This is a genomic window from Sphingobium sp., from assembly GCF_049304695.1.
Taxonomy (GTDB): Bacteria; Pseudomonadota; Alphaproteobacteria; order Sphingomonadales; family Sphingomonadaceae; genus Sphingobium.
Map to the genome: position 1 here is coordinate 104,060 of NZ_JBAQOK010000081.1, position 17,244 is coordinate 121,303.

At 60.6% G+C, this 17,244-nt stretch carries 17 protein-coding genes; 13 read left to right on the top strand and 4 right to left on the bottom strand.

The features are described from left to right. Positions 1–9 precede the first annotated feature (9 nt). From WA070_RS15300 to WA070_RS15320, 5 genes are read left to right on the top strand one after another with little or no spacing between them, the layout of a single operon-like run. A complete protein-coding gene (locus WA070_RS15300) occupies positions 10–921 on the top strand; it encodes a LysR family transcriptional regulator (RefSeq protein ID WP_422634779.1) in 912 nt (303 codons plus the stop codon). 41 nt (positions 922–962) lie between these two features. Continuing rightward, entirely contained in the window at positions 963–2,126 is a 1,164-nt protein-coding gene (locus WA070_RS15305) for an alpha/beta hydrolase (RefSeq protein ID WP_422634780.1), read from the top strand. Continuing rightward, the gene (locus tag WA070_RS15310; RefSeq protein WP_422634781.1) at positions 2,119–3,696 is read left to right on the top strand and encodes a bifunctional 3-(3-hydroxy-phenyl)propionate/3-hydroxycinnamic acid hydroxylase; all 1,578 of its coding nucleotides are present in this window, start codon (positions 2,119–2,121) and stop codon (positions 3,694–3,696) included. The genes WA070_RS15305 and WA070_RS15310 overlap by 8 nt, the downstream gene beginning before the upstream one ends. A 5-nt stretch (positions 3,697–3,701) precedes the next feature. Further along, a complete protein-coding gene (locus WA070_RS15315; RefSeq protein ID WP_422634918.1) occupies positions 3,702–4,766 on the top strand; it encodes a maleylacetate reductase in 1,065 nt (354 codons plus the stop codon). Further along, positions 4,763–5,641, top strand: coding sequence for an intradiol ring-cleavage dioxygenase (locus tag WA070_RS15320; RefSeq protein WP_422634782.1), 879 nt, complete (start codon positions 4,763–4,765; stop codon positions 5,639–5,641). The genes WA070_RS15315 and WA070_RS15320 overlap by 4 nt, the downstream gene beginning before the upstream one ends. 72 nt (positions 5,642–5,713) lie before the next feature. Here the strand turns inward: WA070_RS15320 and WA070_RS15325 are convergent, their stop codons facing one another. Next, positions 5,714–6,352 carry a TetR/AcrR family transcriptional regulator gene (locus WA070_RS15325; protein WP_422634783.1) on the bottom strand — a complete coding sequence of 213 codons (639 nt, stop codon included), beginning with the start codon at positions 6,350–6,352 and terminating at the stop codon, positions 5,714–5,716. An 11-nt stretch (positions 6,353–6,363) separates the two neighbouring features. After that, entirely contained in the window at positions 6,364–6,714 is a 351-nt protein-coding gene (locus WA070_RS15330) for a c-type cytochrome (protein ID WP_422634784.1), read from the bottom strand. 218 nt (positions 6,715–6,932) lie between these two features. On the opposite strand from WA070_RS15330, the gene WA070_RS15335 reads away from it, so the two are divergent. Genes WA070_RS15335 through WA070_RS15350 form a run of 4 tightly spaced genes read left to right on the top strand, consistent with a single transcriptional unit; the run spans position 6,933 to position 10,213 of the window. Continuing rightward, the gene (locus WA070_RS15335) at positions 6,933–7,400 is read left to right on the top strand and encodes a hypothetical protein (RefSeq protein WP_422634785.1); all 468 of its coding nucleotides are present in this window, start codon (positions 6,933–6,935) and stop codon (positions 7,398–7,400) included. Between the two features lie 14 nt (positions 7,401–7,414). Further along, complete coding sequence (locus WA070_RS15340) at positions 7,415–9,037, top strand: FAD-binding oxidoreductase (protein ID WP_422634786.1); 1,623 nt, start codon at positions 7,415–7,417, stop codon at positions 9,035–9,037. After that, positions 9,034–9,441, top strand: coding sequence for a c-type cytochrome (locus tag WA070_RS15345; RefSeq protein WP_422634787.1), 408 nt, complete (start codon positions 9,034–9,036; stop codon positions 9,439–9,441). Before WA070_RS15340 ends, WA070_RS15345 begins: the two co-directional genes overlap by 4 nt. Positions 9,442–9,448: 7 nt before the next feature. Beyond that, positions 9,449–10,213, top strand: coding sequence for an SDR family NAD(P)-dependent oxidoreductase (locus tag WA070_RS15350; protein ID WP_422634788.1), 765 nt, complete (start codon positions 9,449–9,451; stop codon positions 10,211–10,213). A 25-nt stretch (positions 10,214–10,238) separates the two neighbouring features. On the opposite strand, the gene WA070_RS15355 is transcribed toward WA070_RS15350, so the two are convergent. Next, a complete protein-coding gene (locus WA070_RS15355) occupies positions 10,239–10,901 on the bottom strand; it encodes a FadR/GntR family transcriptional regulator (RefSeq protein ID WP_422634789.1) in 663 nt (220 codons plus the stop codon). Between the two features lie 167 nt (positions 10,902–11,068). Here WA070_RS15355 and WA070_RS15360 point away from each other — a divergent pair, with 167 nt between their 5' ends. From WA070_RS15360 to WA070_RS15375, 4 genes are all read left to right on the top strand, one after another. Beyond that, entirely contained in the window at positions 11,069–12,043 is a 975-nt protein-coding gene (locus WA070_RS15360; protein ID WP_422634790.1) for an ornithine cyclodeaminase family protein, read from the top strand. A gap of 24 nt (positions 12,044–12,067) precedes the next feature. After that, entirely contained in the window at positions 12,068–13,078 is a 1,011-nt protein-coding gene (locus WA070_RS15365; protein WP_422634791.1) for a dihydrodipicolinate synthase family protein, read from the top strand. Between the two features lie 13 nt (positions 13,079–13,091). Beyond that, positions 13,092–14,561, top strand: a complete 1,470-nt coding sequence (locus WA070_RS15370) for an NAD-dependent succinate-semialdehyde dehydrogenase (RefSeq protein WP_422634792.1) — start codon at positions 13,092–13,094, stop codon at positions 14,559–14,561. A 151-nt stretch (positions 14,562–14,712) separates the two neighbouring features. Then, on the top strand, positions 14,713–15,921 hold the full coding sequence (locus WA070_RS15375) for an MFS transporter (RefSeq protein WP_422634793.1): 1,209 nt from the start codon (positions 14,713–14,715) through the stop codon (positions 15,919–15,921). 168 nt (positions 15,922–16,089) lie between these two features. On the opposite strand, the gene WA070_RS15380 is transcribed toward WA070_RS15375, so the two are convergent. Then, positions 16,090–17,229 carry an FAD-dependent monooxygenase gene (locus tag WA070_RS15380; protein ID WP_422634794.1) on the bottom strand — a complete coding sequence of 380 codons (1,140 nt, stop codon included), beginning with the start codon at positions 17,227–17,229 and terminating at the stop codon, positions 16,090–16,092. Positions 17,230–17,244 lie beyond the last annotated feature (15 nt).

The following is a 17,244-nucleotide window of genomic DNA, read 5'->3' on the forward strand; positions in this document are numbered from 1 at the left end:
GACGGTCTCATGGGCGAACTGAATCTCAATAATATCGATCTCAACCTGCTGGTCGCGTTCGAGGCGCTGGTGATCGAAGGCCATGTTTCGCGGGCTGCGTCGCGGATCGGTGTCAGCCAACCGGCGATGAGTCGCTCCCTGCGCCAGCTTCGCGAGATGTTCGGCGACGCTCTGTTTCGTCGCACATCCACCGGGATGTTGCCGACGCCAAAGGCGATCGAACTGGCAAGAGCGGTGCGTCCGGGGCTGGACATCATTGCCGCCGCCGTGGGGCGCAGGGTCCAGTTTGACCCTTCCACCTCGGCCCGGCGATTTGTGCTGTCGATGCCGGACATGGCCACCCATCTGGCCTTGCCGCGCTTTGAACGAGGATTACGGCCACGCGCACCGTCAATCGATCTGGTCGTGCATGGCTATGGCAATCAGGAGGCGATCCGGCGGATCGAGACAGGGCAGGTCGAACTGGCGTGGGGCGTTTTTGAACATCTCCCCCCTTCGATTGTCAGCGAAAACGCGCAGATGATGAAAGAAGTGTGCATCGTCGATCCAGCCAACCCGGCGATCGCAAAGAATGATTTCAGCCTCAGCACATTTTTGACACTGCCGCATGTCGTTGTCGCAATGAACGACGATTTCGGAACGCCTATCGATACCGTGCTGGAAACCATGGGGCTGAAACGGCGGGTGGCCTTGCGTGTACCGCATTTCCTGCCGGTTGCGCGTCTGGTCGTGGGGACGGACATGATCGCCGTCATGACCGAGGCCTTGCTCGACAGCTTGCCCGAAGCCGGGCTGTTGAAGCGGTTCGCCATACCTTTGCCGGTGGAGCCGGTCATGGCGCGCATGATCTGGCATCAGCGATCGGAACAGGATCCAGGGCATATCTGGTTGCGCAAACAGGCGATGGAGTTGATGGGATAATATACGTTTTCTGAATAATGCTAATATCAACATTCTATTGGATGTTGATGGGCATCCCACTCTACAGCCCGACCCAAGGCCAGACAGGCGTGACGGGAGTGGAGACGGACATGAATGAGCGCACGCCTGCGATCGCCGTCGCAGACCATGACAAGGCGCTCGAAGCGCTGCTTCGCGGCCTGCCTGTGACGCGGCTGATCGATTATGGCGTCAGTCGGGAAAACGCGCTCTCGCTGGTCCAACAGGCATTGGATGTCGATGCCTGGATCGCGCGTGCATGCAGGATTGCCGACCATCAGGGTGGTTTGGCGCAAGCGGCGCTGGCGGACGGTTGCCCCTTGCTGGCGGCGCAATATCTGGAATGGCAGGCTGCGGTGCTGAATATCGCCCAGCTTGCCTATAATGCCGACGTCCCCCACAAACTGGCGCTGTATCGTGCCGCCGTCGAGACCTGGGCACGCAGTGGCGCGCTGAGCGGAGAGTTCCGCCTGCTCGATTATGGCATCGGCACGTCCCGCGGCAAAGTCTGGGCGTTCGGCCCAGGCAATCCCGTGGGCTGCGTCATCATATGGGGCGGCCTGAGCGGGTGGGGCATGAGTTATCTCGGCATGGCGCGGGCTTTGGCGCGGCGCGGGATGGCCACGCTGCTGGCTGAACTGCCGGGGCAGGGGTTGACGCGGATGGAGGGCGGCGTGGCCCTGCGCAGGGAGAGGCTGGCTGATCTTGGACCGCTGATCGACCTTGCCGGTTCCATGGCACCGAAAACCGGCGTGATGGGCAACAGTTTCGGTGGCCTTCTGGCGGCGCATGTCGCCGCGCAATATCCACGGCGGGTTGCGGCCTGCTGCATTAATGGGGCAGCCCCGGTGATTGCCGTGCCGCAGCATCGCGCGCCGCGCGAACAGATGCTGGCGGCATCGGGCCTGAACGACGCGGATATTGGCCAGTGGCTGTCTGAGTTTAATTTCGATCACCGGCAGACGCCGTTACGATGCCCGGTCCTGGTCGTCGAAGGCGGCGCGGACCCGCTCGTCCCCGTCGGCGCACAGGCCGACTTCCTGTCCGGCGGATCGCCTGGCAGCCGCCTGCTGCATTGGGCCGATGGCGAACATACGATCTACAACCACGCAACCGATCGCAACGCCCTCGTTTCGGCGTGGTTTGCGGATCGGTTCAGCACGGCACAGGGCATCCATCATGAATAAGACCGCATTTGACGTTGCGATCATCGGCTATGGTCCAACGGGACTGGTCCTGGCTTCGGCGCTGGGACAGTTGGGCCATAGCGTCGTGGTCATCGAGCGTTGGCCCACGCTGTACGGTATGCCACGGCTGAGCCATATCGACGATGAAACCGCCCGGATCATTCAGGCGACCTCTGACGTCGATCATGCCCTGCGCGGTTCGGAAGCCATTCCTCATTTCACTTTCGTCAATGCCGAAGGTCTGATGCTGACGCAGGCAGGGGAAGGCACAAAGCAGGGCAAATGCGGGTTTCCGGCCGACATTTCCATCTATCAGCCCGATATCGAAGAGGCGATCGACGCGCGGGTTCAAGGCCTGCCGTCCGTCACCCGGATGATGGGATGTGAACTGAACGGCTTTTCGCAGACGGCTGGCGACGTTCAACTGACCGTGACGCCCAAAGACAGCGCGGTAACGCAGGAAATTTCGGCGCGGTTCGTGGTGGGGTGCGACGGCGCGCGTAGCACGGTGCGCGAATTGCTGAACATCGGGCGGAGCGATGAAGGGTTTAACGAGCGGTGGCTCAATATCGATACGCGGATACTGCGTCCGATCGACGCGGCGTTCCGCAAGACCATCCAATATTGCGATCCGGCCCGCGGCCATATGCACCTGCCGATCGGAACCGAACGGCTACGTTTTGAACTGGCGGTGCTGAAGCATGAAGATGCCGACGCGTTTCTCCGGCCGGAATTCGCCTGGCAGTGGCTGCGCACGCAACATGATCTGGGGCCTGACGATGTGCAGATCATCCGGCAGATCGTCTATCAGTTCGGGGCGCAGATGGCGGATCGCTGGCGCAGTGATCGCATATTGATTGCCGGAGACGCGGCCCACACCATGCCGCCCTATATGGGGCAGGGGGCCTGTTCCGGGATGCGCGACGGATATAATCTGGCGTGGAAACTCGACCTGATTTTGCGGGGCGTTTCGCATCCTGATCTGCTCGACAGTTATGAAACCGAACGGCGTCCCCATGTTGCTGCCATCACCCAGATGTCGCTGGGGCTGGGACGGATTGCAAATGAACATGATGCTGAAAAGGCCCGTCAGCGCGACGCCTATATGAGGGCCAATCCACCGCGCAAGCCCGTGATACCGGGCATGGTTGCGGGCATTGTCGATCTGGACCGGTCGCCCATGGCAGGCGAAATCTTTCCCCAGGGCAGGGTGCGGCTGGGCGAAATGGAGGATCGTTTCGACACGGTGATGGGTAACGGCTTCGTGCTGCTCTCCCGCACCGATCATTCGACCGCATTTGGCCCTGACCGATTGGCACTGCTCCGGCGTATCGGCGTAAAATTTGTGGCGCTGGATATGCCCGCATTTGTCGATATTGACGGGGTTTATGGCGATTTACTGGGCGAAGGCCGGGCGGCGGTACTGGCGCGGCCTGATTTCACCCTGTTCGGCACTGCCAACGGGCCGGATGACGTGCCGGCTCTGGTGGATCGGCTGCTGGCGCGGCTGCATGTGCAGGAACAGGCATCGGCCGACGCCGAAGCGCGACATGGGCAACTGACGGGCTGATGCGCGTGCCATTCGTCCACCTGACGCATGCTGCCCGTGTCGTTTTTGGCGTGGGTACGCTGGATCGCCTGTCTGCCGAGGTCGAACTGGCAGGGCTGGAGCGCTTGCTCGTGCTGACCACGCCGGGCCAGGCAGCCTTGGGCGTTCGCGTCGGGGACATTTTGGGGTCGCGGGTCGCGGCGATCCACCCGCATGCAGCGATGCATACGCCGGTCGATGCGACCTTGGCGGCTGTTGCGCGGGCGCAAAGCCTGTCGGTGGACGGCTTGTTGGCCATTGGTGGCGGGTCGACCATCGGCCTTGGCAAGGCGATTGCGCGCCGTCTTCACCTGCCCCAGATCGCCGTGCCGACGACCTATGCCGGATCGGAAATGACGCCGATATCGGGCGAGACGGAAAATGGTTTGAAAACCACCATGTCCGACGACCGCCTGCGTCCGGCGATGGTGCTATATGATGTCGATTTGACGATCGGACTGCCCGCCTCGATTGCCGCCGTCAGTGGTCTCAACGCCATCGCCCACGCCGTCGAAGCGCTGTATGCGCGCGATGCCAATCCCGTGACCGCCCTGTTTGCGCGGGAGGGGATTGCGAAAATGGCCGGCGCTTTGCGTGTGATCGCGCGGGCACCGGGCGATGTCGCAGCCCGTTCCGATGCCCTCTATGCGTCGTGGCTTTGCGGGATGTGCCTGGGTTCCGTCGGGATGGCGCTGCATCACAAATTATGTCACACGCTCGGCGGCTCCTTCGGCCTGCCCCATGCACCGACCCATGCCGCCGTCCTGCCGCACGCCATGGCCTATAATGCGCCCGCTGCACCACAGGCAGACCGGGCCATCGCCGAAGCGCTGGGTTCGCGATCAGCAGCGCAGGGACTGTTCGATCTGGCAGCCGACATCGGCGCGCCAACCGCCCTGCGCGATATCGGCATGGCCGAACAGGATATTGAACCTGCGATCGAAATCGCGCTTGCCAACCCCTACTGGAATCCGCGCCCGATCGAACGGGCACCCCTGCGCGCGCTGTTGCGCAATGCCTGGTCGGGGCAACGGCCGGAGATCATGTCATGACCGAATATCCGCTGTTTTCCGAAGAAAAATCGGTCGAGGCGGTCAACGCCCGAATGGGGGACGCCGTATCGCCCCGCATGCGCGCGGTGATGGCGACGGTGGTTCGACATCTGCATGAGGTGGTGAAGGAGTGCGACCTCAGCCGTGAGGAATGGGCCGCGGCTATCCAGTTCCTGACTGACACCGGGCAGATGTGCAGTGACTGGCGGCAGGAGTTCATTCTTCTGTCCGACGTGCTGGGCGTTTCCATGCTGGTGGAAGCGATCAACCATCGCCGGCCACAGGGCGCCACGGAAAACACGGTGCTGGGTCCGTTCCATGTCGAAGGCGCGCCGGAATATCCCAATGGCACCGACATCAGGCTGGACGGCAAAGGGGATCCGATGCGCGTGCAGGGGCGTGTCGCGGACGTCGAGGGCCATCCATTGCCGGGCGCGCTGCTGGATGTCTGGCAGACCAACGATGCCGGATATTATGACGTCCAGCAGCCCGAATGTCAGCCGAAATGGAATTTTCGCGGTCGGTTCCGCGCTGATGCCGATGGCCGTTATGCGTTCGTAACGGCGCGGCCCCGCTATTATCCGATCCCTGACGATGGTCCGGTCGGCAAGCTGCTGGCCCAGTTGGGACGGCATCCCAACCGCGCGGCGCACATCCATTTCATCGTGACGTCACCGGGTTTCGATCCGGTCATCACCCACATCTTCGATCCCGACTGCCCCTATCTGACGGAAGATGCGGTGTTCGGCGTAAAGGATTCGCTGGTTGCGCGGATCGAACCGGCTGTGGACCAGCAAGGATGGGCTGTCGAATGGGACTTCGCCCTTATCCCGGCATCGACGCTTCAGCCCGGCCCGGTTGCCCCCAGTTCCTGAGCAGCGCAGCGTGGGCAGATAGCGTGTCTGAGAATCGGTGATCGGCACGCGCGCTGCCTGGGGCCTGCGTTCTTATCCGAGTTCATGGCGGCATGCAGCCAGACCGCGAACATGCATCGTTAGCAAACGACGGAGACGTTCGTGAAACATCTCTATATCGACCGCATCGTTCGCCCAGTCGCGCAGGCAGTGCCAGTAGGCTGAGAAGGCAAGCGCGGCTATGTCATCGGATGAGAATTCGTTGGCAATGTCGCCTCTCGCTTTTGCCCGATCGGCGATGATGGCAAGGTTGATCATCAGCGGAATCTCACTGAATCCATAGTCTCGCTGTGGGTCGCGCAGAAAACCTACTTCGCGCAAAAACGCCTTTGCCAGCACGACGTCCGCATCATGATAGGCAAGGATATAGCCGAAAAAGACTATCATCTGATCGATGAAATGCGCCGTGGGATCGATCGCCTCGAAAGCGTCGGAAGCAACCTCTCGCATCTCGTCGGTAAATGCCAGGATCAGCAGATCCTCTTTTCTGCTGACATATAGAAACAACGTGCCTTCAGCGATTCGCGCCCGTTTTGCGATCTGCGCAATCGTGGTCGCTTCGAACCCCTGCTCGTGAAATAATGCGCGGGCAGCCAGGATGATACGGCGGCGTTTCTCCTGCTTGTTGTGCTCGCGCCGCCCGATCGGTTTGAGGCTCGATCCATCCGCCATTGTTCATCCTGCTATTTTCCCGGAGCCGTCAGATAGCTGATCAAGGCGGCCCGGTCTTCCGCTTTTGAAACCGAGACGACCATCCGTGTTCCAGGAGCAACTTTTGCCGGTGCCGCCAGAAAAGCGTCCAAGGTGGTAGGATTCCACTTGATCGTCAATTTACGAAGGGCGGGCGAATAAGGGTAAGTCGTCCCAGCCGCCTTGCGGCCCACTACGCCCGTCAGGTCTGGTCCAACTTTCCCCCCTTTGCCTGCGACGGCGTGGCATACGGCGCACCGCTGAGCGAAAATCTTGTCTCCAGAAGCCGCTGAAGCGTCATGGGAGGTTACAAATCCGGCTGCTGCCATGAGGGCCAGCGCCATTGTTCGAACATATCTCATCCATCTTCCTATCCATTACGACCCCCATCTTGACGATGAGTGTTCGGTTCGATACATAAATGAGCATACTCATAAATACGGAGAGGGCAATGGCTACGCGTCGTGATTTCATGATAGCAATGGCGGCGGCAACAGCGGGAGGCATGACTTCTCAGGCCGCGTCTGGGTTTACGCCTGCGCCAACCCATCTGGATAGATTTTTGTTGGATCGCACCCATTCGCAAGCTGCTGGCTTTGCTGGCCGCGCGCGCAGCGCAGGTGCGCAGATCCACGAAATATGCGGTGACGCAACGCCTCTGTGGCGGCGTGTGTTGGATCCCGGCATAGGCGGCAAAGGCCAGTCTTTTGCCGGCCTGACCTGTCCTACAGCCCTATTCTGTCTGGAGCGGATGGCTTGGGACCGGGGTATGCGCGTGATGTTTCGCATCGACCATGCTCGCGACTCGGAGGGCCGCTGGCGTCATATCTCCGCAGCGCCGATATCCGATGTGATGCTCAACAAGTTGATGGCTGATGGCGACGGCTTTGGCAGGGCCGCGTTCGACATTCTCGTAGCCAGTGGAGCCTATTGGGGTGACGCTACCAACGCGGCGCCACTCTCCGGTGCCTCCAGTCAAGCCACCGCACCTTTAACCAGCTGGGTTATCGCCCCGCTCGCTCGCGCCTGATCTAGGAATTAGCCATGACAATGCCCCCCAATGTCACAGCAGCCCAATGGGAATCTGCGCTGGCCGGTTTTCGTGCCGCCGTAGGCGCGGCTTGGCTATTTACGTCCGATGAGGACGTGGGCCTCTATCGTGACGCCTATTCCCCGGTTTGGGGAGAAGCCGAGGAGCGCCTGATTTCCGCAGCGGTGGCCCCGCAAAATGTGGAGGAAGTGCAGGCGGTCGTCCGTGTCGCCAATCAACTTGGCATTCCGCTCTACCCGATTTCGACCGGAAAAAATCTGGGTTATGGCGGTTCCGCGCCCAATCTGTCAGGCAGCGTCGTCGTTGATCTGAAGCGTATGAACCGGATCATCGAGGTGGACGACAAACGCAATTTCGCGATTGTCGAGCCGGGCGTATCCTATTTCGACCTTTACCAATATATTCAGGACCATAAGCTGAATGTCTGGGTCGATGTGCCCGATCCGGGCTGGGGCAGTGTGGTCGGCAATGCGCTCGATCATGGCGTGGGTCATACGATGGCCGGCTATCGCGATCATTTCAACGCGCATGCGGGCCTGGAAGTAGTGCTGCCCAATGGAGAAGTGATGCGTACCGGCATGGGCGCCATGCCAAAGGCGAAAACCTCTGCTGCATTTCGCTACGGGTTCGGGCCTTCGGTCGATGGGCTGTTCGCCCAGGCCGGTTTTGGCATCGTCACACGCATGGGCATCCAGTTGATGCCGCAACCCGATGCCTATCTTCAGGGGCGCATAGTCGCACCGCGTCGCAACGACTTCATTGCAATGGTGGAGATCGCCAATCGGCTGGAGGATATTGGCCTGATCGGCATGCCGCTTTATGATTCGCCCATGTTCATTCATCAGTTCCAGGATCCGGAACTGCGCGCGCTCGGCAAATCAAAGGACGTGTGGAATGGCAATGCGATCGACCGCTATTCTGCGGATAAAGGCGTTGCGCCCTGGGGATTGAACCTGAGCTTTTATGGCCCGGAACCGGTGATCCGAGCCAGTTGGGACTATGCCAAGTCCTGTTTCCAAAAGGCGATACCCGGCGCGCGATTTGAAGACATCGAACTGCTGCATTTCCCGCTCAGTCTCGTCGAGCAGGAAGCGGTGAAGCACAAGGTCCTGGTCGGCATTCCGAACATGAACGCCTTTGCGCTTTCGGCGCGGTCCCAGATCAATCCCGAACCGGCAGATGGGCATTTGCTGTTTTCGCCGCTGGTCGAGCGATCCGGTGAAGCGGTCATGGAGGCGCAACGGATTTTCACCGATGCGATGGCCAGCATGAATGTGGATTTCCCATATTCCTATGGTCCCTTTACGGCACCCTTCACCTGGATTGAGCGCAATTTCGTTCTGGCGACCGGCCTGCCCACGTCGCGCGCTGATCCGGCCGTCAACAAGCTTTCGCGTGATACGATGAGCAAGCTCATCGCTGTAGGTGCGACCCATGGTTATGGCGAATATCGGACGCCGCCCATGTTCCAGGATCAGGTGATGGAAACCTATGATTTCAACAATAATATGCTGCGCCGTTTCTGTGAAACCTTGAAAGACGCGGTTGATCCCAAGGGCATCATCGCGCCGGGGCGCGGCGGATTCTGGCCCAAAGCGATGCGGGGAGCAAAATGATGAAGCGGTTGTTTTTTACGCTGGCCGTTGCCGCCAGCACCACCGCCTTGGCCGATGCGCCCAAAAAGGGTGGCGACGCGACGATTGAACAGGGGCGTCGGGTTTTCGAGGCCCATTGCAGTTCCTGCCATGGAGCGGGTATTGGCAATCCGGGCGCACAATTCCGCACGGGCACGGATGCGCTGCGCGTCAAATATAAAGGGGAAATGCCCGCGCTCCTGACCGAACGAACCGATCTTACGCCCGACACCGTGGCATATTTCGTACGCAATGGCGTTTCCGTGATGGCACCGTATCGCAAAACCGAGATTGACGGCGCGCAGCTCGCGGCGCTGGGTGCTTATCTCAGTCAGCATAACCCGGACCTTAAAGGTACGAAAGGTAAGCAACGTGGTCGTAAATGATACGGATATGGCACAGGGCCAACAGCGTCTGAGCGGAAGGGTTGCGGTTGTTACCGGCGCCGGTGCGGGCATTGGCCAAGGCTGCGCACTGATGTTCGCTGCGCAGGGCGCCACCGTCATCGCGATCGATCGCGACCTCGATGCGCTGGCGGAAACCGCCGCGCAGGCCAATGGCACCCTGCTGACCCGCCAGTGCGACTTGCTTGACGAAGCCGGCACGAACGCCATGGTGGAGCAGATCGGGCGCGAGCATGGCCGCATCGACATTCTGATGCCTGCGGCCGCCATCTCCTTGTTCAACTGGATCGAAGAGATGAGCTACGCGGACTGGCAACGCACGCTCAGCGGGGAGCTGGACATCGTGTTCCTGGTGACGCGCGCGGCATGGCCGTGGCTGAAACAGAGCGGCAGCGCATCGATCATCAACTTCGCGTCCGCCAATGCTCATATGACGCTGGAGGGGTCGGCTGCGCTCGCCCATTGCGCGGGCAAGGGCGGCGTGTTGGCGATGACGCGGCAACTCGCGATGGAAGGCGCTGCACATGGCATTCGCGCCAACACGATCTCGCCGGGCATGATCCTGACCCAGCAGACGCGCAAGCATATGGCAGCGGTGCCGGAAATCAGGGAGGCCGCGTTGCGGCGCTCCATGTTGAAGCAATTGGGTGAACCAGACGATATCGCATGGTGCGCAACCTGGCTTGCATCCGCCGAATCCCGCTTTGTCACAGGCGCGGATATTTGCATCGATGGCGGGGCGACGGCCTGGTAAGTACGCCCCAACGCTTGCGCGGTACTCAGCGCAGGCCGAACAGCCTGTCTCGCACGGAGCGCAGATGGTCGCGCATGATGGTTTCGGCGCCCGCTGGATCATGGCTGCTGATCGTTTTGACCATCGCGACATGTTCAGCTTCGGTATCGGCCTTGGGGCTGGGCGCTGAGCCGAACACCTGATCGATACGGCGGTCCAGCGTATGCTTCATGTGGCTGCGCAACGTATCGTAAAGGGTCAGCAGCAAAGGGTTATGCGTCGCCTGAGCGATCGAACGATGGAGGCGTTCGTCCAGCCGCTTCCAATGCAGCATGGATGGTGCGCGTTCCATCTCCTCAAGGCATGCCTGCATCGTTGCGATATCGTCGGCGGTGCAGTGCATGGCGGCTTGCCTGGCGAGTTGCGGTTCAAGCGCGAGACGCGCCTCCAATATGGCATCGACACTGTAGGATGTACCGACCGTTGCTGTTTCAGTCAGCTTGCGGGGGCCAACAAATGTGCCCTTGCCAACATGGCGCCAGATCATGCCCTCGCTTTCCAGCTTCTTGAGCAGCGTTCTGAGCCGACCGCGCGATACACCCAATTCCTCGCTGAGCCGGGGTTCGGGCGATAGACGCTCTTCACCGCGCTCGACCGCCTGATCGACCAGCAGGCGAAGGCGTGTGAGATCACTCTCTTGTTCTGGCAAAGCGTCCTCCTTGGGGTCCGATTATCATATCGCCACAAAATATAAAATCTAATCAATTCGATTATTGACGCATGTCAATTGCTCCAATAGACCAGCCAATGAAGCAGCCGGACTGTCCGGCACGCTGAGTCTCGGACGCGGAGGATGCCTTGCTCGAAACCCTTTTATTGAGCGATGACGACGTCTGCGCCGCCTTCGACTGGGCGTCTGCCGTCGAAGCGCTGGCCGTGGCCTATGGTGCCGGTGTGGATGAAGCCATGTTCCCGCCCCGGTCCATGGCGCGGGGCAAGGGGATGTGGCTGCGGACCCTGACCGGGATATTGCCGGGCCAGAAGGTGTTCGGCGCAAAGATGATTGCCGCGTCGATGACGGCGCGCGCGGCGTCCTACCTCATCCCCATATTCGATGGTGAAACCATGGCGCTGACCGCGCTGATTGATGGGGCATCGGTCACGGGGTTGCGGACGGCGGCGACATCTGCGTTGGCCGCTCGCAAGCTGTGCGTGGAAAAAGCGCCGCGCGTTGCCGTCATCGGCTCGGGCTTTGAAGCCCGCACGCATCTGGAGGCATTGGCCCGGTCGGGCGGGCTGGGCGATGTGCATGTTTTCAGCCCCCGCGAAGCAAGCAGGGCAGCATTTTGCGCCGCCATGGCGGGCAAAAATATTGCCGTAGGCATGGCGGACAGCGCCGAAGCGGCGGTTGCCAACGCCGATCTGGTGATCTGCGCGGCGCGGTCACGCGACGAAACGCCGACGATGCTGGGCAGCTGGCTGCGGCCGGGCATGACGGTGGTGTCGATTGGTTCGACCTTGCCCGAACAGCGCGAACTTGATCCTGAAGCGATTGCACGGGCCGACCTGATCGTGGCGGACATGGTGGAAGAGGTCGCGCACGACACCGGGGATATGATCGCCGCCACTCAGGCGGGCGTGCAGTTTGCCGACAAGATCGTCAGCCTGACCGAAGTCGTTTCGGGCACCCATCCGGGACGCACAGGGGCTGAACAGGTCATGCTCTACAAATCGGTCGGTGGTGCGATCCAGGATCTCGCCGTGGCCGCGATGTGCGTGGAGCGCGCCACCGCGCTGGGGCTTGGCACTACCATTCCCGCGCCGATCCGGCCCGTCGACAAAAGCAAATAAGCGTTTTTCGCGAAAGGACTATAAATGCCCAGCTATATCCGTACTGAAGCCCGCGCCTGGGCACGGGAAAAGATGTTGGGGGTCGCCAATGTCGTGATCCCGACGATGACAGGCGATTTCAAGGCGTTGAATGAGGCCGCGGCCCGCCACGACGTCGAAAAGACCATCGAGCATGGTTTTGTCGGTACGCTGTCCTGTTCGGAAGTGGCGATGACGTTCGACGAATATCGTCGGTTCGTGGAAGTCATGGTGGAGCAGGCCGCCGGTCGCATCTTCGTGGTTCATCATGCGGTGTTCAACACGCTGGAGGATAATATCGAGGCTGCACTGCTGGCGCAAAAGGCGGGCGCCGAACTCGTGTTGCTCGGCTATCCGCCCTATTTCCATCCCAAGTCGCTGGATGAGGTTTACGCCTACACCAAGGCGTTTTGCGACGCGGTCGATATGGCGGTGATGCTGTTCCCGATTCCGACCTGGGGCTTTGGGCGGTTCAGCCCGATCGACATGCCTGTGGACCTGCTGCGTCGCCTGGTCGATGATTGCCCGAACGTGGTGGCGATCAAGGCCGAAGGCGGAATGCCGCACATCATGGGTCCGATCGAGGTGCATCGGGCATTCCATGAAGAGGTGGTGATCTCCTTCCCCATGGAGCATGAATATACGCCTCTGGCGCAGCTGATCGACGTGCCATTTTGCGGCACCAATTTCTCATCCTTCTACGGGCCGGTCCTGCCGCGCGTGTTCGACATGATCCGGGCGGGTCGATTTGACGAAGCGACTGCGGAATTTCATCGCATCGACGCCGCACGCAAGGCCTTTGCCAGCGTGCCGCAGGCAGGCAACGGTTTGATCAACCGCATGATGTGGAAATATGAAGGCTGGTTGCAGGGCTATAATGGCGGCCCGCTGCGCCACCCCACGGCGCGCGTCTATCAACGCGACATGGTCGCGCTGCGTCGCGGTCAGGAGGCTGCAGGCCTCAATCCCACGAGCGACGAGGACGCACTGTTCTTCGTCGGCCGAAACCCTGCCTGAGGTTCGTAGCATCATGGAAACCCCAACATTGTTGCCGCTCAAGGATACCTCGCTGCTGAAGCAGGCGATGCTGATCGATGGTGACTGGATCGATGCCGATGGCGGCGAGACCATCGACGTGCGTAATCCTGCGACGGGCGCACTGATTGCGCGCGTGCCCAAAGGCGGCGCGGATGAAACGCGGCGCGCAATCGATGCCGCCGCCCGCGCTTTGCCGGCCTGGCGGGGTACGCTGGCCAAGGAACGGTCGGTGACGCTGCGCCGGTTCTACGACCTGATGATCGAAAATATCGACGATCTGGCGCTGATCATCACATCGGAACAGGGCAAGCCTCTGGCGGAAGCGCGGGGCGAGATATTATACGCCGCCAGCTTTATCGAATGGTTTTCCGAAGAGGCCAAGCGCGTCAACGGCCAGATCATTCCCGAGAATCTGCACGGTCGCCGTATCCTTGTCCAAAAGGTCGCAATCGGGGTCTTTGCAGCGATCACGCCTTGGAATTTTCCAGCGGCGATGATTACCCGCAAAGCCGGACCGGGCTGGGCGGCGGGTTGTACCGGCGTGATCAAACCGGCCAGCCAGACACCGCTGACCGCATTGGCGCTGGGCGTGCTGGCCGAGCGGGCGGGCCTCCCCGCTGGCGTGTGCAACATCGTCACGGGTGCCGCCAGCGCCATCGGCGGCGAATTGACCGCTAACCCCATCGTGCGGAAGCTGTCTTTCACGGGATCGACCCAGATCGGGGCGATGCTGCTTGAACAATGTGCGCCGACGGTCAAGCGTACCAGCATGGAACTGGGCGGAAACGCGCCATTCATCATCTTTGACGACGCCGATCTCGACGTGGCAGTCAGCGCGGCGTTGATGGCGAAATATCGCAACAGTGGCCAGTCGTGCATCGGTGCCAATCGCTTCCTGGTACAGGCAGGTATCCACGATGCCTTTTCCAAACGTTTTGCCCAGGCAACCAGCGCGCTGAAGGTCGGCGTCGGCACGGAAGCCGGGACCGCCATCGGTCCTTTGATCGATCAGGCAGCGCTGGCCAAGCTCGAAGAGCATATCGCCGATGCGGTGGCCAAGGGCGCGCAAATCGTGGCGGGAGGAAAGCGTCATCCATTGGGCGGCAATTTCTTTGCGCCGACCGTATTGGCGCAGGTACCGCGCGAAGCCATGATCTTTGGCGATGAGACGTTCGGCCCCGTTGCGCCGATCTTTCGTTTCGAAACGGAAGAGGAAGCGATCGAGATGGCGAACGACACGCCCTTTGGCCTTGCGGCCTATGTTTGCGCACGCGACCTGGGACGTGTTTTCCGGGTGGTCGAAGGACTGGAGTTCGGGATGATCGGCGTAAATGAAGGCCTGATTTCGACCGAGGTTGCGCCATTTGGCGGGGTTAAGGCGTCAGGATTGGGCCGTGAGGGCGCGCAAGCTGGTATCGAGGAATATCTCGAAACCAAATATGTCGCACTCGGCGGCATTTGACTGACGCGCACATTACAACCGCGGGCCTCGCCTGTAATCTATCGGACAGATAGGTCCGCGCCTTTGCTATCGATTGGACAGGCATGATGTGACGGAAGATGGTTCCCCGCGCGATAGGGAAGACATATCGCGCGGGGAGAAACAGGTACAGATGACTGCCATGAAACAGCCAGGCGTGATGACCGGCATTGCGCTTCTTCTTCCGATTACGCTGACGACTATGGCGGTCGTTCTGCTCGCACCGGTCCTGCCGCAGCTTATGGCGGAATTTTCCACCGTCAGGGGCCACGAATATCTCGTCCCGATGGTGTTGACGATGCCGTCGCTATGCGTGGCATTATTATGTCCGTTCGCCGGGATGCTGGGCGATCGCTTTGGGCGGCGTCAACTGTTGCTGACCGCTTTGCTGTTATATGCTGCCGTCGGGATGGCGCCCTTGGTGCTGACCGACCTGACCCACATCCTGATTTCCCGCATCGGCGTGGGTGTGGCGGAGGCGCTGATCTACGTATTATCGACCACGATGATCGGCGATTATTTTCGCGGTGCGGCGCGTGATCGCTGGCTGGCCGGACAGACCGCCTTCGCATCGGTTTCTGCCCTCATCTTCTTCAATCTGGGCGGCGTGTTGGGCGAGGCGGGATGGCGGACGCTGTTCTGGGTCTATGGTTCGGCTCTCATCATGTTCGGCTTAGTGGCGAAATATACGTGGGAACCATCGCGCGAAGCGGCACGGGCGGATGCAGCGGAGCCATCCGGGCACCAGGCCGGTGCGGCTTTCCCATGGGTGAAGATGGCGGGGATCGCGGCGGTTACGATCTATGGCTCGGTGTTTTTCTATACTGTACAGATTCAGGCATCGTCCGGGCTTGCCCTGCTGGGCCTGAGCAGCGCGGCGCGGATTGGCTTTCTGACATCGCTGGCCAGCATCGGTGTGCCCTTGGGCACGTTCATCTATTCGCGGATCAGTCGCATCGGCGTCTCGCGCCTGCTACTGATAGAGTTTGGTTTGCTGGCGGTGGGCTTCATGCTGATGGGGCGGACAGGCCATGTCACCGGGTTCCTGGTCGGCTGTTTCATCAACCAGTTGGGGGCCGGCATGTTACTGCCCACATTGCTGGTGTGGGCGATGAATGTCCTGCCGTTCGAAGTGCGTGGGCGCGGCACGGGCCTGTGGCAATCGGCCTTTGCGCTCGGCCAGTGGCTAAGTCCGCTGGTCGTGACGTTCGTAGCGATCCGCATGGGCGGATTAATGCAGAGCTTTGAGACGCTGGCTTACCTGGCAGCTGCCGGTTTCGCCGTGGCCTGTGGCCTTTATTGGACGGCACGCAGCGATAGCGCGCAGCGGCACCATCGCTGATCGACTGACCGCAACTGCGGACATCATTGCAGGGGGAGCGGCGCGCTGAATTCGCCCATGCCAAAGATCGAAAAAGGGGACTGCTGGCGCAATGCCAACAGTCCCCTTTTTACGCTGGGCAGGCGGAGGCCTGCATAGGAATGAACACGTTCCTTCTCAGGACTGATTTCAATAGGGTTCGTTGAGCCGCTTGAGGGCGTCCTGAAGCATATGGGCGTGAATATTCGGGTCGCCATGCTCCAGTTGCAGCTTGCCCACGGCGACACTGGTTTCGATGACGTCGCGGCACCGTTCAAAGCGACGCTCCTGATAGGATTTGAGCGCAATGGCCACGTCATCTGCGCGGGCCAGTTCCTCTGCCAGCACGATCCCGCTTTCCACCGCCATGCCAGCGCCCGACGCCAGATGAGGGGTCGTCGCATGGACCGAATCGCCTACCAGCACGATCTGCCCATTGAACCAGTCTTTGGGTTGCAAAGCTGCATTCAACGGACGGTAGTTGACCCAATCGTCGCGGGTCATGTTGTCGCGAATCCAGCCGATATGGCCTCCATAGTCCGCCAGCAAACCCTTCAAAGTGGCAAATAGCTCCTCGTCGGACATGAAAGATTCGCGCTCAATATGCGGTGTGAGCAACCACATATAGACCATGTCCGGCGCACAGATCGTGATGCCGCACGGATTGGCATGACCCAGATAAAATTCGGTCATGTTGAGCGTGGGAGGCTTGCGGATCGAAACGCGCCAGCAGCCCTGACCTGTAGATTGTGCCGGGGCCATGTGCGGAAACGCAATCTCGCGGACGCCCGAATAAACGCTGTCAGCACCGACGACTAGATCGTAGCGGTTCGTGCTGTCGTCGGAGAAGCGGACATCAACCCCACCGTCCCGGTTCACCAGAGAGGTTACGGTAAGCCCCAGGCGGACATCAACAGGCAGCGTGCGCAGGCGGGCCTGCATGATACGGTGAAGGACAGGCCGCATGATACCGCCATTGCCAGGTACGCCTTCTTCAAGCGGCGGTTCCTCCAGGTCGAGCATATGCGTGCCATCATAGCGAAACAGCCGGGTCTTGATGGTAATCGCGCCCTGGCGCTTGATGTCTTCCAGTAGGCCAAGATGCTTGTATGCGCGCAATGTTGGGCCGGTGATCGTGATCCCGGCACCATAGACCCTCCATTCAGGATCGAGGTCAATCAGGTCAACCGATACCCCACGCTCGGCCAGGCTGATCGCCGTTGCCATGCCGCCAATGCCCCCCCCTACGATGAGAGCGGTGCCGATGCTGCTTATATGTGCCTTGTTCATGGCACCCCGGTCTAA

Bases quoted from the DNA above. Each gene is read 5' to 3' on its own strand.
- WA070_RS15380 (WP_422634794.1), bottom strand. From the start codon at position 17,229: ATGAACAAGGCACATATAAGCAGCATCGGCACCGCTCTCATCGTAGGG.
- WA070_RS15345 (WP_422634787.1), top strand. From the start codon at position 9,034: ATGATGAAGCGGTTGTTTTTTACGCTGGCCGTTGCCGCCAGCACCACC.
- WA070_RS15325 (WP_422634783.1), bottom strand. From the start codon at position 6,352: ATGGCGGATGGATCGAGCCTCAAACCGATCGGGCGGCGCGAGCACAAC.
- WA070_RS15340 (WP_422634786.1), top strand. From the start codon at position 7,415: ATGACAATGCCCCCCAATGTCACAGCAGCCCAATGGGAATCTGCGCTG.
- WA070_RS15320 (WP_422634782.1), top strand. From the start codon at position 4,763: ATGACCGAATATCCGCTGTTTTCCGAAGAAAAATCGGTCGAGGCGGTC.
- WA070_RS15300 (WP_422634779.1), top strand. From the start codon at position 10: ATGGGCGAACTGAATCTCAATAATATCGATCTCAACCTGCTGGTCGCG.
- WA070_RS15370 (WP_422634792.1), top strand. From the start codon at position 13,092: ATGGAAACCCCAACATTGTTGCCGCTCAAGGATACCTCGCTGCTGAAG.
- WA070_RS15375 (WP_422634793.1), top strand. From the start codon at position 14,713: ATGACTGCCATGAAACAGCCAGGCGTGATGACCGGCATTGCGCTTCTT.
- WA070_RS15310 (WP_422634781.1), top strand. From the start codon at position 2,119: ATGAATAAGACCGCATTTGACGTTGCGATCATCGGCTATGGTCCAACG.
- WA070_RS15365 (WP_422634791.1), top strand. From the start codon at position 12,068: ATGCCCAGCTATATCCGTACTGAAGCCCGCGCCTGGGCACGGGAAAAG.
- WA070_RS15350 (WP_422634788.1), top strand. From the start codon at position 9,449: ATGGCACAGGGCCAACAGCGTCTGAGCGGAAGGGTTGCGGTTGTTACC.
- WA070_RS15330 (WP_422634784.1), bottom strand. From the start codon at position 6,714: ATGGCGCTGGCCCTCATGGCAGCAGCCGGATTTGTAACCTCCCATGAC.
- WA070_RS15305 (WP_422634780.1), top strand. From the start codon at position 963: ATGTTGATGGGCATCCCACTCTACAGCCCGACCCAAGGCCAGACAGGC.